This window comes from Octadecabacter temperatus (assembly GCF_001187845.1).
GTDB classification, from domain to species: domain Bacteria; phylum Pseudomonadota; class Alphaproteobacteria; order Rhodobacterales; family Rhodobacteraceae; genus Octadecabacter; species Octadecabacter temperatus.
Genome location: NZ_CP012160.1, coordinates 2,912,501 through 2,930,373 on the forward strand (window position 1 = coordinate 2,912,501; position 17,873 = coordinate 2,930,373).

The following is a 17,873-nucleotide window of genomic DNA, read 5'->3' on the forward strand; positions in this document are numbered from 1 at the left end:
CATAGTGATCTTTCTCAAGAATCTTTCTCAAATGCTTATCGATGATCGTCCCGTCCACGGGAAAGTCTACGCCACGGGAATTTACGATCTGCATGCTCACCTCGGTTTTTTCGGCATCTTAACACGGGCGTTCATAGAGGCGAGTATAAACTGAAGGGCGCGCTCGCACATGTCCGGCGCTGCGGCTTGTGCTCGTTTTGCGTTCCCGGCGATGCATTGGTTCTGTTCGTCAGCGAGCAGGAAAAACTCGTGCGAGCCAAAATGCGAGACACAGCCCCGGGAACAGACCCAAGAAAGCGACCCGTAAAGAGAACGCTTCCGATACGAGGCCTATAAGCGGTGGTCCGAAGAGAAATGCGCTCATTGCGATCATCGCCATCGTCGCAATGTTTTGTGCCTCGTGGGAGTCATCCAGAGATGCGGCCGCTGATACGCCGAGTGGAAACCCAATTGAGACACCTAGGCCAATCAAAGCAAAGCCGACAAAGGTAAAAGGAACACTTGATGTAAGTGTCAGGCAGCATACACCGATCAAGGCCAGACCAACGGTTAACCGCGCTACCCCGCGCGAACCCAAGCGACCTTTCATATAGTCCCCAATGAATCGCCCTCCCGCGAGGAAGCCCGCAAACACAGTCACGGCGATTCCGGCATCTTCCGCACCACCACCCCAACGTTCCGCCAGATACACTGCGGCCCAATCAGCCATTGCCCCTTCAGCAAGTGAAATCGTGAAAACAAACATGGCGATAATAAAGAGCGCCTTTGGCATCTGGCTAAGCTTGCGCGGCTTGGCCTGCGCGGCGTCTTCTTCTCCGGCAAGTTGAGGTAACTTAAGGCCGGCCCAAACGCCCGCCGCAGCAGACGCCGCACAAATAACAAAGACCGCCAACATTGGGCCTATACCGAAAAGAAATGTCGCTAGAAATGAGCCGATCCCAACGCCCAGCGCCCAGAACCCGTGGCAGCGTGACATGATGTTCAGGCTTTCTGCTTTCTCTAACCGCCCTGCATATGTGTTTAGCGCAACCTCCAAAAACGCGACCGTTGCGCCCAGCATTGCGAGCGCGCCAAACAACGTCGGTATAGAAGTGGCAAGAAATGGCAAAAGCGCAAAGACCGTTTGTATTGGCAACAAGAACGCAAAGGTCTTGCGCGGCCCAATCTTTGCGACAACGCGACTGGCAAGCTGCAACGTCGGGATAAGTGCAACCGGCATCCCCAGAAGCGCCACTGCCAACTGCCCCTTCGACAGCTCAAGCGTTTCCTTAATATAGGGGATCATCGCCAGCCACGCGCCAAACGCCATCGGCTGAAGAGCAAAGAGCGCCATTATAAGAAGTGTCGCTGTGCGGGTGTTCGTTTGTGTCATGGCGGGACGCTAACAAAGACCCACCCGAAAGCCAGTCGCATTTTGTGACAGCTTGCAATGCACGGGCATGAAGCGCTGATTTAGCACCAATTAGGGGCGCATTTTTCCGCCCGAAAATGGTTCGTTTTTTCTGTGTATATATAGTGTGTATATAGTGTGTATATAGTGTGCCGTTTTTATGCCGACGACGCCGTCCTGAAATCACGTAAAATCGAATTAAACGCCCGGAGCAGTACGAGCCTTAGTGGCCCATTTAATCCGTGTTGCGAGCAGCGCCAAAATAACGGCCAGGAAAACCATCGGCTCAACCTCCCAGACTTTTTGCACCATTATATAGTGTACCCCGCCCAGCACTGCGATTGGGTAAACCAGCTTGTGCAACTTGCGCCACGCCGCGGCACCCATTTTGCGAAGGGAAAGGTTGTTGGATGTGACCGCCAGCGGGATCATCCCAAGGAAAGCAACCATGCCGATGGTGATATAGGGACGCTTCCAGATATCGCTCCACATCTGTTCAAACCGCAACGACATATCAAGAACGACCCAGATCCCCAGATGCACAGCAACATAGACGAAGGCCATCACGCCAATGGCGCGGCGGAATTTCAGCAAGTTCAGCTTTAGATATTTGCGCAGCGGCGTGATCGCGAGGCCGAGGATGATCAGCTTCAATCCCAGCTCTCCCATCTCACGCTCCAGCGCGTTGATCGGCTCGACACCCATGCCGCCCGTTGCCGCACTATAGAATAGATACGGGATCGGAAGGGTCAGCAGTATATATAGGCTCCAAGCGGGAACCTTGCGGAGAGCGGCGTTAAGGGTGTCGATTACTGCGGACATCGGATTGCTTTCTATTTGGTCCACCCTACATCGCTGTGCAAAACGTCAAAAGAAAGACCCTTCACAGTATTCCCACGGTGAGTTTACGGGATGTTTCAATTGTTCGGGGTTTGATGGACCTGAGTGCCCAATAAAAACGTGCCGCAAACATAGTTTACGGCACGCTTCATTTTCGATCGGTTGGTAAAGCCCTACTTAGAACTCGACGCTCAAATCCATCCCGTCATAAAGGCTGGCAACTTCTGGATAGCCATTGAACATCAGTGTGTCTTGGCGGGCCGCAAACAGGCCACCACCGATCACCCGTTCAGATGCCTGAGACCAACGTGGATGATCCACCTCGGGATTCACATTACTATAGAAGCCATATTCGCGCGCGTTGATGTCATTCCAAGACGTTTTGGGTTGTTCATCCGTCAGGGTAATCCGCACAATAGATTTGATAGACTTGAAACCATATTTCCATGGCACGACCAATCGGATCGGCGCGCCGGATTGGTTCGCGAGTGGGCGGTCATAAACGCCCGTTGCCATAATCGTCAGCGGATGCATCGCTTCATCCAAGCGAAGGCCTTCAACATACGGGAATTCAATCACGCGGCGTCGCACGCCGGGCATGACATCTGGCAACACTGCGGTTTCGAACGCGACGTGCGTCGCACCCGATTGTACGCCAGCTTTGTTAAGCAAATCTGCCAGCTCAAATCCGTTCCAAGGGATAACCATCGACCAAGCTTCAACGCAGCGGAACCGATACAGGCGTTCTTCCATGGTCATATCAGCGGTTAAGTCAGCCAATGAGAACGTGCCGGGATTGTCGACCATCCCGTCGATGGTAATTTCCCAACCGTCCGTAACCATATCGCCAGCGTTGTCAGCTGGGTCTGATTTGCCCGTGCCGAATTCATAGAAGTTATTGTAGGTCGTAATCTCTTCCCAAGTATTCGGCTCAAGCGATTCTTGCGCCGCGACAGATCCACCAAGCGCACCAGCGCCCGCCATGCCAGCAAGCACCGCACGACGGTTCAGCCAAATCGGCTCAGGTGTGACGTCTGCGTGCGTAAGGTTGTTTTTCCAGCGAAAGGCCATGTCGTACTCCGGTTCAATTTCTCCCCTCTATATATAGAGGGATTCTCACAGGTCACTAAACACCGTGTCACAACTGCGCGGGGGGACTGTAATGTTTGCACCGGTCGCACGTCTAAAGGGAGGCAAAATCAGACATTAAGAAGGGTAAAGTGTCGAAAGCGGGATGCTATTGCCGTGTGGTTGGACGATGCGAACATGATTGCGGCGCATCAGGCGCGGTTCGGCCACGCCGACAGAATGGGCAATCGTTTCGACCTCTTTGTTGATGCCTTTGGCATACGCGGCGACCTTTTCCCACTTTTCCTCTGGTACGAGACCCTGCTGAAAACGCGGATCATGGGTCGTGATGCCTGTCGGGCAAGTATTCTTGTTACATTTAAGGGCCTGGATACAGCCCAAGCTGAACATGAACCCGCGCGCCGAAGTTACAAAATCGGCCCCAGCGCACAGCGCCCAAGCAATATCACCAGGGTTCACCAACTTGCCGGAGGCAACAATTCGGATGCGATCCTTAAGACCGCGCTCATTGCGCATAGCGCTCACCAGCGGCAGCGCCTCACGGATAGAAACGCCAACCAAGTCGATTAACGGCATTGGTGCTGCACCCGTTCCGCCTTCACCACCATCTAGCGTGATAAAGTCGGGCGCGGTTTCAACGCCTCTCTCTATTATAGTGTCGAAGAATTCTGCAAAGGCTGCTTCAGATCCCATTACGGTTTTAATTCCCGTCGGCAGGCCCGTGACCTCGCGCACATGAGTTATGAAATCGAGCAAGTCGTTCCAATCATCGACTTCGGCATGGCGATTGGGGCTAATGCCATCTTTGCCTTTTGGAAGGCCGCGGATTTCTGCGATTTCGGCGCTAATTTTTGCGGCTGGTAGGATGCCGCCCTTCCCCGGCTTAGCGCCCTGCGCGAGCTTGATCTCGATCATTTTTACTTGCGGTGTTTCCGCGACTTCGCGCAGCTTTACGTCATCAAGGTTTCCGTCGCCATCGCGCACGCCATACTTCGCAGTGCCCATCTGAAAGACGATGTCGCAGCCCCCTTCCAAATGATACGGAGACAATCCGCCCTCGCCCGTGTTCATCCATATCCCAGCTTTCGCACATCCTTTGGCCAGCGCTTGGACCGCAGGCTTTGAAATCGCGCCGTAAGACATGCCTGATAGGTTGAAAATAGATTTCGCCGAATACGGTGTGCGGGCCGTTTCGCCGATAACCAATGGCTCGGTGCTGGCGAACTGATTATCTAACGGCGGAAAGGCTGCGTTGGTAAATATCGGTGTTCCTGGGACGGACAAGTTTCGCGTCGATCCAAACGCAACGGTGCTGCTGCCATCGTCGGCCGCGTGCTTCACCCAATCGCGTTGCGCGCGGTTGAAAGGCAGTTCTTCACGGTCCATCGCGAAAAAATACTGGCGAAAAAACTCACCAAGCGAGGAGAACACATATCGGAAACGCCCCACCACTGGGTAATTCCGGCGAATGGCGTCTTGGGTCTGGGTTCGATCAATCACGAAAAGAACGGCGATCACGGCAATTACGATGCCAACGGCAATGATCAACGCAATCGCAAGACCTTCGAACACGGACATTGAAAAGTTAGAAAACATGGATCAGTGCCTGACTGCTATGGGTGTGACTTCTCACACAATAGACAGGAGCCTTAGTGGTCAAGCAAGTGACGGTAGATCGTGATCACATCGATGGGAGGATTCAAAACAGAACCAACGTTTTCAACTTAATACCCGTTGAGCATGTCTTTGATAAAGGGAAGTGTTGTCGCTGCGATGATGCCGACCCCTGCCCCAACACCAAGCCGCACAGACATACCCGGAAACTTCGGGGCAACTGCGCTTAAGCAACCGCAGACGACTGCATAGAAAACAAGTGTGATCGGGTCCATTCCACAAACATAGCAGAAAGACCCGATCTTTGGTTAGTTTTTAATGAACGACAGCATCATCCGGTTTGGGCCGTTTGGATTCGCTTACGCGGTCTCCAACCAGCAAACCATCTGAACCAGCGGACACAGGAACCGTGTCGCCATCCTTCACATCACCCGCCAATAGCATTTCTGCCAGTGGATCTTGCAGCGCGCGTTGGATCACCCGTTTCAACGGGCGTGCGCCGAACACTGGGTCATACCCTTCATCGGCAAGCCATGTCCGCGCCTCGTCATTGAGTGCTAGATTGATCTTGCGTGAGGCAAGCCGCTTAAGAAGTCGCGCCATCTGAATGGTAACAATCCCATCCATGTCATCCCGTGCGAGGCGATCGAAGATGACGGTTTCGTCCAACCGATTGAGGAACTCAGGGCGGAAGTGTGCCCGAACCGCATCCATCACATCACGTTTCGCATCCGCCGCATCCGATCCTTCCGGCAACTGGCTTAACGCCTGTGACCCAAGGTTTGATGTCAGGATGATCAGCGTTTGCTTGAAATCAACGGTGCGACCTTGGCCGTCCGTCAACACACCATCATCCAGAACCTGCAACAGCACGTTGAACACATCAGGGTGCGCTTTTTCGACTTCGTCAAACAGGATCACCTGATACGGGCGACGGCGCACAGCTTCGGTCAATACTCCGCCTTCCTCATAGCCGACATAGCCCGGAGGGGCACCGATCAAGCGCGCAACCGCGTGCTTTTCCATGAATTCAGACATATCGATGCGCACCATCGCGTTGTCATCATCAAACAAGAACTCAGCGACGGCCTTGGTAAGCTCAGTTTTACCGACACCCGTTGGCCCGAGGAAAAGGAAGCTGCCCAAAGGCCGCCCCTCATCGTTCAGTCCAGCGCGCGCCCGGCGCACTGCATTCGCGACCGCTTTCACCGCAGAATTCTGGCCTATGACGCGCTTGTGCAACCCGTCTTCCATGCGCAACAACTTCTCGCGCTCGCCTTCCAGCATCTTCGCGACAGGCACACCTGTCCAACGCTCAACCACGCTTGCGATCTGTTCAGGGCGCACGGCTTCTTCGACCATAACGTCGCTGTCTTCAGCATCGCCCAACTGCTTTTCAAGCTCAGGAATTACGCCATAAGAAAGCTCACCCGCCTTGGCGAGGTTGCCTTCACGCTTAGCTATATCCAACTCGGCACGTGCACGATCCAGCTTTTCCTTAAGCCCACGCGCGCCCTCAAGCTTATCGCGTTCCGCCTGCCATTTCGCCGTCATAGACGCCGACTGTTCTTGAAGGTTCGAAAGTTCCCCTTCGAGCTTTTCAAGACGATCTTTGGACGCAGCATCATCTTCATTGCGCAAGGCCTCGGCCTCAATTTGCAATTGCATGATCTGGCGATCCAACTGATCCAGCTCTTCAGGTTTACTGTCGACTTCCATCCGCAAACGCGACGCGGCTTCATCGACAAGGTCGATCGCCTTGTCAGGTAAGAAACGGTCCGTGATGTAGCGATGGCTAAGCGTTGCCGCAGAAACCAACGCGCTGTCAGAAATACGAACGCCGTGGTGGAGTTCATACTTTTCCTTAATGCCGCGCAAAATTGAAACCGTGTCTTCGACAGTTGGCTCTTGAACCACAATAGGCTGGAAACGACGCGCTAAGGCTGCGTCCTTTTCAACGTATTTGCGATATTCATCGAGCGTGGTCGCACCGATACAGTGCAGCTCACCCCGCGCAAGCGCAGGTTTAACCAGGTTGGCCGCATCCATCGCGCCGTCACCTTTACCAGCGCCGACAAGCGTGTGCATTTCGTCGATGAAGATGATGATCTCGCCCGCGGCTTCTGTCACCTCAGACAGCACAGCCTTCAGGCGTTCTTCAAATTCACCGCGATACTTCGCGCCAGCAATCAACGCCCCCATGTCGAGGGACAGCAGGGACTTGTTGCGCAGGGATTCAGGGACGTCACCGTCAACAATGCGCAGGGCAAGGCCCTCCGCAATCGCGGTTTTACCCACGCCCGGTTCACCAATAAGAACGGGATTGTTCTTCGTGCGACGCGACAAAACCTGCATTGAACGGCGAATTTCTTCGTCACGGCCAATGATCGGGTCAATCTTACCCTCACGCGCCCGCGCCGTCAGGTCGAGCGCATATTTCTTCAGCGCGTCATACCCTTCTTCCGCCGATGCGGTATCAGCCGTGCGCCCCTTGCGAATATCATTGATTGCAGAATTCAGACCTTGCGCTGTGACATTACCTGCATCGAGCGCATCCTTGGCTTTGGACTTCACCAAAGCCAGTGCCATCAAAACACGTTCGACCGGCACAAAGCTGTCGCCCGCTTTCTGGGCGAGCTTTTCAGCCTCCGCCAGCACTTTGCCAGTCGTGCCATCCATATAGGTCTGGGCTGCATCGCCAGTCACTGACGCCTGCTTACTGAGCGCTATGTCTACGTTCTGCATGACCCGTGCGGCATCACCGCCCGAAGCATTGATCAGGTTCGCGGCAAGCCCTTGGTCATCATCCAACAAGGCTTTGAGTAGATGTTCTGGGGAAAGCCGTTGATGGCTTTCGCGCATTGCGATCGTTTGGGCGGCCTGAATAAAGCCGCGTGACCGCTCTGTGAACTTTTCAAGGTTCATTTGGTCTCTCCTTTATAAAGCGCCCCTATGAAAGTTGCTGCCCGCTATGCGGCACAGGCTTGTTGGGGCCTTGTTCAATATATGGGGTGCAGGGCTCTCCCCTTCAAGGCTGGTTGATGAATACTGCTGGTCCGCATAGAACGGCCAAAATGATGGAGATTGCCATGACTGCCGATGACCGCCTAATCGTTGCTTTAGATATACCTGACGCGCTAGCCGGACTGGCCCTTGCCGAGAAACTTGGCGATGCGGTTTCGTTCTATAAGATCGGTTTGGGCATGTTGACGGGTGGCGGCTTGGCCCTCGCGAATGAACTGGCGGACGAGCACGGCAAACGCATTTTCCTCGATATGAAACTGTTTGATATCGGCGCAACAGTTGAGGCCGCCGTGCGCGGGTTGTCCCAATTCAACCACGATTTCCTAACCGTCCACGGTGATCCGCACGTTGTGCGCGCCGCTGCCGAAGGGAAAGGCGGATCCGACATGAAGATCCTTGCCGTAACGATCCTGACATCGCTGGATCGCACCGACCTTGATGCGTCTTGCATCAAAGCAGGCGATATTACGGACCTTGTCCAAGAACGTGCAGGCCTTGCGCTTTCCAATGGTGCGGACGGTGTTATCGCGTCCCCGCAGGAAGCTGCCCTTATTCGCGCGCTTCCTGAAGCGACCGGAAAGCTGATCGTCACCCCTGGTGTACGCCCAGCAGGTGCCGATTTGGGCGATCAAAAGCGGGTCACAACCCCTGCCCAAGCCATCGAAAACGGTGCCGATCACGTGGTTGTTGGCCGCCCAATTTGGAAAAACGCGAACCCGAAAGCAGCCGCTGAAGCGGTTCTGGCAGAACTCCGCTCATCTTAAACGGCGCCTTAAACCCCTAAAAATAAGGGCGACGGCAAGGTTTTGCCGTTCCATATGTCATTGAATCACAGGTTTGAGGGAAAACGTGAGTTTCTTCCCCCTTAAATCTCATCAAACTGTCCCCAGATATAGTTCAGGCAACAAGAACTGCCACAACACCCAGTATGAAGGGGGATACGATATGATAGAACTGAACAACATTCGCTACACAGGCCGCAGCTTCGAAGCAGCTGTCATTCTGCCCACGCGTAATGGGCCGTTGAATTTCAATTGCCGTGTCGACGGGCCTGCGACGCTCGAACCGTCCCAAGTTAAACGGGCTCTGCTCGGCCATGCGGTGCGTCAGCGCACCCGCTAGATTTTAGAGATATCTGACACTGCCTGTGTTCGAACTGTCCCTCGGACCAATTCTGCCTCGTGTTCAGATCAAACTGGCCCCGCCGTTGAGCGGGGCCTTTTTTCGTAGGTCGGTTAGTCGTTGATATCATCGCACCAAAGGTGCGTTAATCATTGATATCTCTGTCCCAGATTTTCACCTGTCCCCGACGAACGCCAAACATCTGGCGCATCAGAACGTAGCCGATCAAAGACAAAGCTGCGAAAATCACCAAAGACCATGCGATCGACAAGCCAGTGCCGATCCCCAGTGCGATCATTGCACCAAGGAAGAACGCGCCAACTGCGAATCCCAGAAAGATCCACCCGGGTGCAAAGACTTCAAGGATCGCAAGCACGAGTGACGCGCCCATCCAGACCCACCATTCATTGATTAAGGACATGATTATCGACCTTTCAACATTTTGAAGGCATCGCCAAAGCTTTCAATCAAGTTAGCTGGCAAGACGACCGTGTTGGTGCCAGAAGAAGAGCTCATCGCGTTCACAGCTTCAACTTGCTTCAATGCGACTTGGTATTGCGCCGCTTCCAAACCGTTCTCAGCAATCGCTACCGCAACAACTTGTGTCGCGTAGGCTTCAGCATCCGCAGATACACGGCGCGCTTTCGCGGCCTGTTCAGCGGCGTAAAGTTCTGCGTCAGCCTGAAGTTCAACAGAACGCTTCTTACCTTCGGCCTCGGTCACTTGCGCACGACGCGCACGTTCCGCATTCAACTGCTGAAGCATCGCAGCACGTGTCGCTGCATCCAAGTTTACGTCAAGAATTTCAGCGCGTGTAACTTCGATACCCCAATCATCAACCTGCGCAGCAAGCTGATCTTGAATCGCAAGGATCAGACCCGTGCGATTCGCCTGCACTTGGTCCAATTCCATCTTACCGATTTCAGAACGTACAATACCCGCAACAGTCGTGGAAATCGCGCCATCTACGTCGCGAATACGGTAAACCGTCTTTTCCGGCTCGGTGATGCGGTAAAACACGGATGTTTCGACTTGCACCAACACGTTGTCCGATGTGATCGCGTCTTGGCCCATAACAGGCAGCTGGCGTTCAAGGATCGAAATCTTGTGCGCAACGCGATCAAGGAATGGGATGATAAAGTTGATGCCTGGTCCAAGCACCGCGCGGAGACGACCAAAACGTTCCACAACGTATTTTTCGGATTGCGGAACAATCCGCACACCAAGCAAAATACAAATGATAATAAAGGCTGCCAGCAAGAGCAGGACGATATTCCCGCCAGTAAGAAGGTTTTCAATATCCATTTAGTCGTTCCTCAAATTTCTTATTTTTGTTGCGCGACACACTTAAACTAACACAAGCAGCCGCATTTTTCTCACAATCTAGATAGGGTCACTGCCCCCAGCGTGCAACCAGAGCGTCAGCCGATCTTGCAAGGCTGGAACCAGATTTGGTAAATTGGCCACATCGCAAGGCAGCGCCCTACACTCGTTTTCTTTGGCTCTTAAATACTCACGCCCCGCAGGGCCCGCTTGCCACGTCTCCCATGTCCCGCGTATTTACATTTCATGCCAGCCCTTTGTCGCGCCTGCCTTCATACGTTCGAAACGGGAACACGCTGTCCCGTGTGCCGCTCGCCGCGCGTGACGGCCCATGAGGAACTGTTCGATCTGTCTATCGCGCATATGGACTGTGACGCGTTTTATGCCTCAGTGGAAAAACGCGACAACCCCGAGCTTGAAGGCAAAGCCGTCATCATTGGCGGCGGACATCGCGGTGTCGTGTCTACGTGTTGCTATATCGCCCGCATCAAGGGTGTGCGCTCTGCTATGCCGATGTTTCAGGCCCTCAAACTTTGCCCGGAGGCCGTGATCGTACGCGGACGAATGGAACGATATGTCGAGGTGTCTCGCCAAGTACGCGCGCTGATGGATGAGCTCACCCCAACCGTAGAACCCCTTTCGCTAGACGAAGCCTTTATGGACCTTACCGGCACCGAGAAACTACACGGTGCATCACCGGCTGTAATGTTGGCGCGGCTCACCAAACGCATGTCTGACGAAATCGGAATTACAGGCTCAATCGGGCTTAGCCACAACAAGTTTCTCGCAAAGGTTGCCTCTGACTTGGACAAGCCGCGCGGCTATTCGGTGATTGGGGCGAAAGAAACGACTGAATTCTTACGCCCAAAGCCCGTTAAACTGATTTGGGGTATCGGCCCCGTTGCCCAGCAAAGTCTCGATGCTGCAGGCATTCGCACTTTTGACGACCTGCTGCGCTGGGACCGGCGTGATTTACATGATCGTTTTGGCGGCATGGGGGAACGTCTGTATTCCCTTGCACGGGGCGAAGATGCGCGGCGCATTTCAGCCAGTACTCCTGTTAAGGGTCTAAGCAACGAAACAACGTTCAATGAGGATACGAACGATCCGGATATCCTAGACGGTCACATCTGGCGCATGGCCGAAAAGGTTTCGGCACGGGCGAAAGCAAAAGACAAAGCGGGCCGGGTCGTGACCCTCAAGCTCAAACGCGGCAACCACAAACTCCTCAGCAAACGTCAAAGCCTGCACCAACCTACGCAACTCGCCGACACGATCTATCGCACAGCCCGCGCGCTGTTTGATCAAGTCGGGGATCAAGGTCCATACCGCCTTCTCGGCGTTGGTATTTCCGAATTGGTACCCGCTGGTGATGCCGACCGTGAGGGTGACTTGCTCGACCCGAACGCCACCAAACGCGCCGAAGCCGAACGCGCCGCAGACGCGATCCGTGAGAAATTCGGAAACGATGCCATTAAGAAGGGACGTGCGTTGCGTTAGCTATTCAGCCGCGATCCGCAAATTGTCTTTACGTCCGATATCCGCGACTTCCGCGATCACCCCATCCAAAGCCGCTTTAAACGCTTTGAAGTTCGCATTCGGTTTGATCGCAGCTTCATCCATATAGAGAGAGCGGTTAATCTCGACCTGAACAGCATGGTGACGCCGTGACGGGCGCCCGTAATGCTGACACATGTAAGCACCAGCGAATGGCATATTGCGTGCGACCCTAAAGCCCGCAGACGCAAACGCCGCCTCGACGTGTTCCACAACTGAACTGGCCGCGGATGCACCAAAACGGTCGCCAAGAACGATATCGGGGCGCGCCGCACCGGGCGGCCCAACGTTCTCAAGCGCCTCATTGGGCATGGAATGGCAATCAATGAGAATCGCTTCTCCAAATGTCGAATGCGCCTCATCCATAAGCATCTGCAACGTGTCGTGATACGGTCGCCAAACCGTGCTGATCCGCGTGTGAGCTTCAGTCAATGTCAGTTTTCCACGATAGATCGCACGTCCATTGGCAACGACACGCGGAATCACCCCTAATCCACTCACGATCCGCGGGTTATGTGCAACGCGGCGCACGCCATCGATAACAGCTGGGTCAAGTTCATCAGGCCCGCGATTCAAATCCAAAAAGGATCGTGGGGATTGCGCCAAAAGCAACGGCGCACCGTATTCAACAGCTGCGCCGAATAAATCATCGACAAAAGCATCCTCAGAAGAACGCACTTCAAGCTCGTTCAGCTCAATCTTGTTCAAAAAGGACGCCGGATACTTGCGCCCGGAATGGGGCGATGCAAATACCACTGAGGTTGCACGCGTTTCAGGACGCCGCAGCAGGTAGGATGGATTGTTCGCAACGTCTGTCATCGTGACCCTTTCACGACCGACTGTAGCGCATTTTTCGCATTTGCCAAAAGCCCTTGATCCCTACCCCGACTCTTTATATAGACCGCGACAACCGACGCGCGCTTGCGCGTCCTATTCGTTTATAGGGCGTTAAGTGTGTTAGGCATGGATGATTAGCTCAGCGGTAGAGCACTTCGTTGACATCGAAGGGGTCACTGGTTCGATCCCAGTATCGTCCACCATGAATTTTAGCCGCGTGGCCCGCGTAAATTGGGCAACGCACGAACGAAACAATGGCGCCTTTCGCAGCGCCGCGAGACAAAGGATAGAACAATGAAAGTTCGCAACTCCCTCCGGTCGCTGAAAAACCGCCACCGCGATTGCCGCGTTGTGCGTCGTAAAGGCCGCGTCTACGTGATCAACAAAACTCAGCGTCGCTTTAAAGCACGCCAGGGTTAAGTCACCTACGACACCTAGTTTGATGAAGCCGCGACCAGGAAACTGGGACGCGGCTTTTTCTTTGGGATACGCCTATGTGCGCTTTCCTATGTTTCGCACTTACCTTTGGGTCAGGTTTCCCTGACCTTTCTTACCGATGCTGATCTGCCCCCTAGCCACCTGCCGATTGGCCGCTTACGCTACGGCAAAATATTAGCAATGAGGTATTCGATATGATCCGACCAATTTCAACTGCACTCGCGACCAGCGTGTTCGCGCTGGCAGCAGTGCCCGCGCTGGCCCAAGACGCCAACCTTTGCGGCGGTGTTGGCGAGAACGGCCAATGGCTCGGCGGTGATGAAGCGTCTTCTGACATCTCAACCACACCCGCCTACATTGAACAAATGGCGCTCGTGCTGATGCAAAACGAATATGTCGGCCTGTTCACAGTATCCCAAGATGGCGACTACCGCATCGAAGCCCAAGGACGTGGGGGCGGTGATACGGTTCTGGACGTTCGCAATGCGACTGGCGAAATCGTTGCCTCGGATGATGACAGCGGTGGAGACGCCGCCAGCCGCGCCGAAACTTTCCTCGCACCCGGAACCTATTGTGCGTCAATGCGCAGCTTTGACGGATCGCCGATTACTGGATTTGTTCGTGCATCCCGCATGGACCAAGAGGCGCTAACCGCAGGATTCGTCCAGCAACAAGACAACAGCGTCACCGGAGAATGCAACTTGAGTGTGGCACAGCCAATCACACTGGGTGAACCTGTTGCAAATACTTGGTCCTCACAAAACGTGTATTCGTTGCGCTTGGATGCGCCAACTTCGGTTTCTTTCACAGCCGAGAATCCTGACGCTGACCCAATTCTGACTTTGTTTGATCCATCAGGTAACTGGCTGGCTGAAAACGACGACTTCGATGGCCTCAACAGCCGCATTGATATGGCTGAGCCGCTTCCGGCTGGCGAATACTGCATCGCGGTGAACCTTTACGGCGACGAGAATGTGCCGATCACGGTGACCGCAAAGGAATACGACGCACAAGAAGTTCTGCAGAACCTTTACGACAGTGGCGACGCCAGCCCACCATTGGATGGCAGCCATCCAATCAAAGCGCTGGGCGAATTGCAGACACGCCTGCGCGAAGACGTAAATGTGGGCGGCAACGCCACATGGTATTCATTTGATGTGTTTGACGGTGGATTGGTCTTGGTTGAGGCAATCGCCCAAGGCAATGGCGACCCCGTTCTGGCGATGTACGATGATCTTGGCCGTCAGGTTGGCTACAATGATGACAACGGCGGATCCTTGGACTCACTTCTAACTGTGCGCGTCCAGCCGGGAACCTATCTGGTCGCGGTCCGTCAACTGGACAACCAAACACAAGGCTTCATCCGCATGGTGTTCGAACGCTACGTTCCTGCGCGTCCGTAAGTTCAACGAACCCTAAGTCCAACCCCGTCCCAACCACGTGTTGGGGCGGGGTTTTTCTTTGATATTAGCGACCAGGGACTGTGATGCTAATGGAACCCGTCATCAACCCAACAGCCGTTGCCTGATCGACATACCCCGTCGCTGTTAACCCTTGCGCGTCTTGGTAGGCGGAGATTGCCCTGCGCGTGTTCTCGTCAATCACACCGTCCAAGCGACCCGGATTAAGACCCATGTCCCGCAAACGAAGCTCAAGCAATTGCGCGCGTACACCAGACAAACGCAGGTTGTTTTCCTCCGCCTGCGCCCGTGCGATTTGGGTGTCAGAAACCTGTGGTTCATTCATCTCGGCTATCCGCGCGTTCGCTTGATCTGCAAATACCCCTGACGGGTATGCGGCAAGGTATTCTTGATACCCAGCAACGCTGTCGATGCTGTCAGCAATGGACCACGCTGCGCGATCCTGCGCTTCAGCTGCGGTGCGTCGGCGGTCTTCGATTTCCTCTATCCGTGCCTTGGCGATACCCGAGAACAGCCCTTCAGGAAAACGCGCAAGATAAGCGCGATAGCCCGCTTCATCCCCGACACCACCTGTTTCCGTCCAATAGCTACGATCCCGTGCTTCTGCTTGCGCGACTGCACGCGCTTCTTCAGCATCGATTTCCGCCTGACGACGTGACGCCTGAGCATCCAAAAGGTCAATCTGATCACGCGTCAAATAAGACGATTGAGGGAAGCCATTGGATTGCTGCCAGTTCAATATCGCGCCACGCGAACCGGAACCAAAAATGCCGTCCACGCCGCGGGTATTGTAGTTCAACAAGGTAAGGTTTGATTGAACTTCACGGCGCGCGGCACGTGTTAGGTTCAGGGCTTCCTCGCTCAATCGGGCCGCTCGGTTCGGCTCAGCCAAAATCGCCTCGATCTGGGCTTCGGCGTCATTTGTAAACCGCCCTTCAGGATAACGTGCAACATAGGCACGATAGGCTTGAACACTGTCCTCGGAAGTCGTGCGATCCCAAAGCGCAGCCTCTGCGTTCAAGTCCACCTCGCTTGGACCACTTGGGGTTGGCGTCGGTGTATCAACTACGACCTCGCCCGGCATCAACACCCAATCCCTTGGTAAATAGCCACGAGAGATGATCGACGAATTAGCGGCGATTTGCTGGCCAATTGTAGCCTCTGGTTCTGTAAGGACACCCGACATCGTGGACGCTGCAATCGACGGGGTTGTCTGTAAAACTGTCACCCCCTGCGGGATATCCATGTCGCCAACGCCAGCCATAAGCCCGCTATCATCCATATCAAGATCATCCGGGTCCGCCGCGCCCATTAGCAACACCGCTTTGCCAGGGCGGGCTGCAAGAATGCGCAACACGCTATCCAACGACAGCGCGGTCCCATCAATGGTAAACAATTCAGGTTCGATCGCTTCGGCCGTCAGCAGCCAAGTGCGCGTTCCATCGGTCACGAAATGTCCTGACAATGCGACAACCAAACGATCCGCGCCGTCGGCTTGAACCTGAAACGCCGCCGCAAGATCTTTGACTGCATCAACGCGCCCGTTGGCACGGCTGGCCACATCAAACCCGAGCGCCTCAAGACGGTCCGTCGCGCCCAACAAATCATCAGCACGGTTCACCCGATCCAACTGTTCATAACGTTCATTGCCAAGGATAAGTGCAGCGTCCTGCGCCACGGCGGATATCGGCAACGCAAGGACCGTCGTCAGTAAAAGGCGGCGTACAGAAGTTTGGAACATGGAATGTCCTTTCAAATTAAAGCTAACACATATGAAGGGATTAACGTGCTGCTATTCAATATCGATGGTGTTAGTGCGCGCTCGCACGGCAAGTATTGCAAAGGTGACAGACAGCCAAAGCGCCAGAAGGCCAGGCATAAGCACAGCCAAAAAAGACACCAAAACGTCACCGGCTTGAAAACCGTGAATCGATGCAAGCGAACCAATTCCCCAATAAAGCCAGAAGACCGCAGGTGCTGCCATCACGATTGCCATGACGATCGGTCGAGCTGGCGGGTGGTCCTCCCCGTCTGTGATACGGTTAAGGTGGGTCAATGCGATGAAGGGTGTCGCAGCAAGCGCCAACAGCCCGAACATGATCAACGCGATCGATGGTTCAGAAACCGCGGACGCCCCCGCAATCAACATCAGTGCCGCATAACAGATCGCATAAACCGCCAAGACAATCGCCGCAAATTTAGGGCCTGTCAGTTTCTCGCCAAGAAGCGCCATGTCCATCCTTCAGGTTCAATCTGCCACATTACAGTCGCATCATTTTTTGCTGTATAATGCAATTATGCCAGTCATGAATGGCTTACTTATACCCAGTTTCGCCATCCCAACCCGACACGCAAGCTATTGGTTCCGAATATGAGTTTTTCCGCCGACTTTACCGCAGAAGCGCTATCACACCGCTTCATCACCCATGAAGGACCGCAAGTCATCGAGATCGTTTTCACCGGTCTCTATTTTCACACTACCACAGATGTGAACGCGTTTTATGACTGCATCGAAAACCACATTAACGAAACCGGCGAAGCACAGTGGTTTTTGATGGTAAACACCGAAGGCTACCGCATTGATGGCGATGCGTGGTTTGCCTTTACCCGCCGTGGGCAGGATTTAAACGAAGCCCATTCCATGAAAACCGTGCGTTATGACGCGGACGAAGCAACGCTAAAACAAATCGCGCGCGACAAAGGGACTGATCGTGAGAATCCGTCTTTGTTTGGATCGCGTGAAGAGGCAATGGACTTCCTAAAGTCCCTGCCTTCCAAACGGCGCACCCATACTGCGCATCACCCGAATTTCCATCAGGCCGAGTTCTTGCGCAGGCTGCACTTTGACCACAACGCAAACATCCTAGAAATCGACCTCAGCGGAATGAGCTTTGAACACTCGCGCGACGTCAACGATGTCCACAACTGGACCGAAGAAGCCATTCGCGCCACGCGTCTAAAATGGTGGATCGTGTTCAACTATGAAGGCACGCGCATTCAATCGCCCGCTTGGGTGCAGTTTTCGATGCGCTCGGAAGGTTTCAACAATACCTATTCCATGGGGTCCGTGCGTTACGCCGTTGGCTCGGAAACCGAAGCCGACAAACGTATGCGCCTAGAGGCAAAGACCGAGCGGCCGAATATTCGCAATACACGCGCCGAGGCCATTGAACGTTTGCAAGAACTTCAGGCAGACTACAGGGCGACACATTAATCGA

Annotated in this window: 18 protein-coding genes and 1 tRNA gene (1 of these 19 cut by a window edge); 7 read left to right on the forward strand and 12 right to left on the reverse strand. The window is 54.2% G+C overall.

What is annotated here, in order from left to right; genetic code table 11:
• The 7 genes from OSB_RS14635 to clpB all read right to left on the reverse strand — a co-directional run.
• Window positions 1–94, reverse strand: partial view of an FkbM family methyltransferase gene (locus OSB_RS14635; protein ID WP_049835685.1) — the start only. Its footprint begins 611 nt before the window's first position; 94 of the gene's 705 nt are visible here — the first part of the coding sequence; the start codon lies at window positions 92–94; its stop codon lies beyond the left edge, outside the window.
• 135 nt (window positions 95–229) lie between these two features.
• Entirely contained in the window at window positions 230–1,372 is a 1,143-nt protein-coding gene (locus tag OSB_RS14640; RefSeq protein WP_049835686.1) for an MFS transporter, read from the reverse strand.
• Window positions 1,373–1,588: 216 nt separating this feature from the next.
• Window positions 1,589–2,212, reverse strand: coding sequence for a protein-methionine-sulfoxide reductase heme-binding subunit MsrQ (gene msrQ / locus OSB_RS14645; RefSeq protein WP_049835687.1), 624 nt, complete (start codon window positions 2,210–2,212; stop codon window positions 1,589–1,591).
• 195 nt (window positions 2,213–2,407) lie between these two features.
• On the reverse strand, window positions 2,408–3,301 hold the full coding sequence (gene msrP / locus OSB_RS14650) for a protein-methionine-sulfoxide reductase catalytic subunit MsrP (RefSeq protein ID WP_049835688.1): 894 nt from the start codon (window positions 3,299–3,301) through the stop codon (window positions 2,408–2,410).
• A 135-nt stretch (window positions 3,302–3,436) separates the two neighbouring features.
• Window positions 3,437–4,915 (reverse strand): FMN-binding glutamate synthase family protein, encoded by a 1,479-nt coding sequence (locus OSB_RS14655; protein ID WP_049835689.1) that lies wholly within the window; start codon window positions 4,913–4,915, stop codon window positions 3,437–3,439.
• 128 nt (window positions 4,916–5,043) lie between these two features.
• A complete protein-coding gene (locus OSB_RS16800; RefSeq protein ID WP_169750368.1) occupies window positions 5,044–5,208 on the reverse strand; it encodes a hypothetical protein in 165 nt (54 codons plus the stop codon).
• Between the two features lie 40 nt (window positions 5,209–5,248).
• The gene (gene clpB / locus OSB_RS14660) at window positions 5,249–7,858 is read right to left on the reverse strand and encodes an ATP-dependent chaperone ClpB (RefSeq protein WP_049835690.1); all 2,610 of its coding nucleotides are present in this window, start codon (window positions 7,856–7,858) and stop codon (window positions 5,249–5,251) included.
• Window positions 7,859–8,022: 164 nt separating this feature from the next.
• On the opposite strand from clpB, the gene pyrF reads away from it, so the two are divergent.
• Together pyrF and OSB_RS16730 are read left to right on the forward strand one after the other, a co-directional pair.
• Complete coding sequence (pyrF, locus tag OSB_RS14665) at window positions 8,023–8,721, forward strand: orotidine-5'-phosphate decarboxylase (protein ID WP_234967422.1); 699 nt, start codon at window positions 8,023–8,025, stop codon at window positions 8,719–8,721.
• Between the two features lie 181 nt (window positions 8,722–8,902).
• Entirely contained in the window at window positions 8,903–9,079 is a 177-nt protein-coding gene (locus OSB_RS16730) for a hypothetical protein (RefSeq protein WP_158454124.1), read from the forward strand.
• A gap of 145 nt (window positions 9,080–9,224) precedes the next feature.
• Here OSB_RS16730 and OSB_RS14670 read toward each other — a convergent pair whose 3' ends face one another.
• Together OSB_RS14670 and OSB_RS14675 are read right to left on the reverse strand one after the other, a co-directional pair.
• On the reverse strand, window positions 9,225–9,500 hold the full coding sequence (locus tag OSB_RS14670; protein WP_049835691.1) for an NfeD family protein: 276 nt from the start codon (window positions 9,498–9,500) through the stop codon (window positions 9,225–9,227).
• A 2-nt stretch (window positions 9,501–9,502) separates the two neighbouring features.
• Window positions 9,503–10,384 (reverse strand): SPFH domain-containing protein, encoded by an 882-nt coding sequence (locus tag OSB_RS14675; RefSeq protein ID WP_049835692.1) that lies wholly within the window; start codon window positions 10,382–10,384, stop codon window positions 9,503–9,505.
• A 264-nt stretch (window positions 10,385–10,648) separates the two neighbouring features.
• Here OSB_RS14675 and OSB_RS14680 point away from each other — a divergent pair, with 264 nt between their 5' ends.
• Entirely contained in the window at window positions 10,649–11,902 is a 1,254-nt protein-coding gene (locus tag OSB_RS14680) for a DNA polymerase IV (RefSeq protein WP_049835693.1), read from the forward strand.
• Here OSB_RS14680 and OSB_RS14685 read toward each other — a convergent pair whose 3' ends face one another.
• Window positions 11,903–12,778: an N-formylglutamate amidohydrolase gene (locus tag OSB_RS14685; protein ID WP_049835694.1), complete on the reverse strand. Its 876-nt coding sequence runs from the start codon at window positions 12,776–12,778 to the stop codon at window positions 11,903–11,905.
• Between the two features lie 146 nt (window positions 12,779–12,924).
• Between OSB_RS14685 and OSB_RS14690 the strand changes: the two genes are divergently transcribed.
• The 3 genes from OSB_RS14690 to OSB_RS14700 all read left to right on the forward strand — a co-directional run bounded on the left by OSB_RS14690 (window position 12,925) and on the right by OSB_RS14700 (window position 14,637).
• Window positions 12,925–12,999: transfer RNA gene (locus OSB_RS14690), tRNA-Val, on the forward strand.
• Window positions 13,000–13,090: 91 nt separating this feature from the next.
• Window positions 13,091–13,216 carry a type B 50S ribosomal protein L36 gene (gene ykgO, locus OSB_RS14695; RefSeq protein WP_005850168.1) on the forward strand — a complete coding sequence of 42 codons (126 nt, stop codon included), beginning with the start codon at window positions 13,091–13,093 and terminating at the stop codon, window positions 13,214–13,216.
• 212 nt (window positions 13,217–13,428) lie between these two features.
• Window positions 13,429–14,637, forward strand: coding sequence for a DVUA0089 family protein (locus OSB_RS14700; RefSeq protein WP_049835695.1), 1,209 nt, complete (start codon window positions 13,429–13,431; stop codon window positions 14,635–14,637).
• A gap of 64 nt (window positions 14,638–14,701) precedes the next feature.
• On the opposite strand, the gene OSB_RS14705 is transcribed toward OSB_RS14700, so the two are convergent.
• On the reverse strand, window positions 14,702–16,396 hold the full coding sequence (locus OSB_RS14705; RefSeq protein ID WP_049835696.1) for a peptidoglycan-binding domain-containing protein: 1,695 nt from the start codon (window positions 16,394–16,396) through the stop codon (window positions 14,702–14,704).
• 51 nt (window positions 16,397–16,447) lie between these two features.
• Window positions 16,448–16,888: a hypothetical protein gene (locus tag OSB_RS14710; protein ID WP_049835697.1), complete on the reverse strand. Its 441-nt coding sequence runs from the start codon at window positions 16,886–16,888 to the stop codon at window positions 16,448–16,450.
• Between the two features lie 138 nt (window positions 16,889–17,026).
• On the opposite strand from OSB_RS14710, the gene OSB_RS14715 reads away from it, so the two are divergent.
• Complete coding sequence (locus OSB_RS14715) at window positions 17,027–17,869, forward strand: hypothetical protein (protein ID WP_049835698.1); 843 nt, start codon at window positions 17,027–17,029, stop codon at window positions 17,867–17,869.
• The last annotated feature ends 4 nt before the right edge of the window (window positions 17,870–17,873 follow it).

Bases quoted from the DNA above. Each gene is read 5' to 3' on its own strand.
- OSB_RS14655 (WP_049835689.1), bottom strand. From the start codon at position 4,915: ATGTTTTCTAACTTTTCAATGTCCGTGTTCGAAGGTCTTGCGATTGCG.
- OSB_RS16730 (WP_158454124.1), top strand. From the start codon at position 8,903: ATGATAGAACTGAACAACATTCGCTACACAGGCCGCAGCTTCGAAGCA.
- OSB_RS14670 (WP_049835691.1), bottom strand. From the start codon at position 9,500: ATGTCCTTAATCAATGAATGGTGGGTCTGGATGGGCGCGTCACTCGTG.
- msrQ (WP_049835687.1), bottom strand. From the start codon at position 2,212: ATGTCCGCAGTAATCGACACCCTTAACGCCGCTCTCCGCAAGGTTCCC.
- OSB_RS14675 (WP_049835692.1), bottom strand. From the start codon at position 10,384: ATGGATATTGAAAACCTTCTTACTGGCGGGAATATCGTCCTGCTCTTG.
- OSB_RS14705 (WP_049835696.1), bottom strand. From the start codon at position 16,396: ATGTTCCAAACTTCTGTACGCCGCCTTTTACTGACGACGGTCCTTGCG.
- ykgO (WP_005850168.1), top strand. From the start codon at position 13,091: ATGAAAGTTCGCAACTCCCTCCGGTCGCTGAAAAACCGCCACCGCGAT.
- clpB (WP_049835690.1), bottom strand. From the start codon at position 7,858: ATGAACCTTGAAAAGTTCACAGAGCGGTCACGCGGCTTTATTCAGGCC.
- OSB_RS16800 (WP_169750368.1), bottom strand. From the start codon at position 5,208: ATGGACCCGATCACACTTGTTTTCTATGCAGTCGTCTGCGGTTGCTTA.
- OSB_RS14700 (WP_049835695.1), top strand. From the start codon at position 13,429: ATGATCCGACCAATTTCAACTGCACTCGCGACCAGCGTGTTCGCGCTG.
- OSB_RS14640 (WP_049835686.1), bottom strand. From the start codon at position 1,372: ATGACACAAACGAACACCCGCACAGCGACACTTCTTATAATGGCGCTC.
- OSB_RS14680 (WP_049835693.1), top strand. From the start codon at position 10,649: ATGCCAGCCCTTTGTCGCGCCTGCCTTCATACGTTCGAAACGGGAACA.
- msrP (WP_049835688.1), bottom strand. From the start codon at position 3,301: ATGGCCTTTCGCTGGAAAAACAACCTTACGCACGCAGACGTCACACCT.
- OSB_RS14685 (WP_049835694.1), bottom strand. From the start codon at position 12,778: ATGACAGACGTTGCGAACAATCCATCCTACCTGCTGCGGCGTCCTGAA.
- OSB_RS14715 (WP_049835698.1), top strand. From the start codon at position 17,027: ATGAGTTTTTCCGCCGACTTTACCGCAGAAGCGCTATCACACCGCTTC.
- OSB_RS14710 (WP_049835697.1), bottom strand. From the start codon at position 16,888: ATGGCGCTTCTTGGCGAGAAACTGACAGGCCCTAAATTTGCGGCGATT.
- pyrF (WP_234967422.1), top strand. From the start codon at position 8,023: ATGACTGCCGATGACCGCCTAATCGTTGCTTTAGATATACCTGACGCG.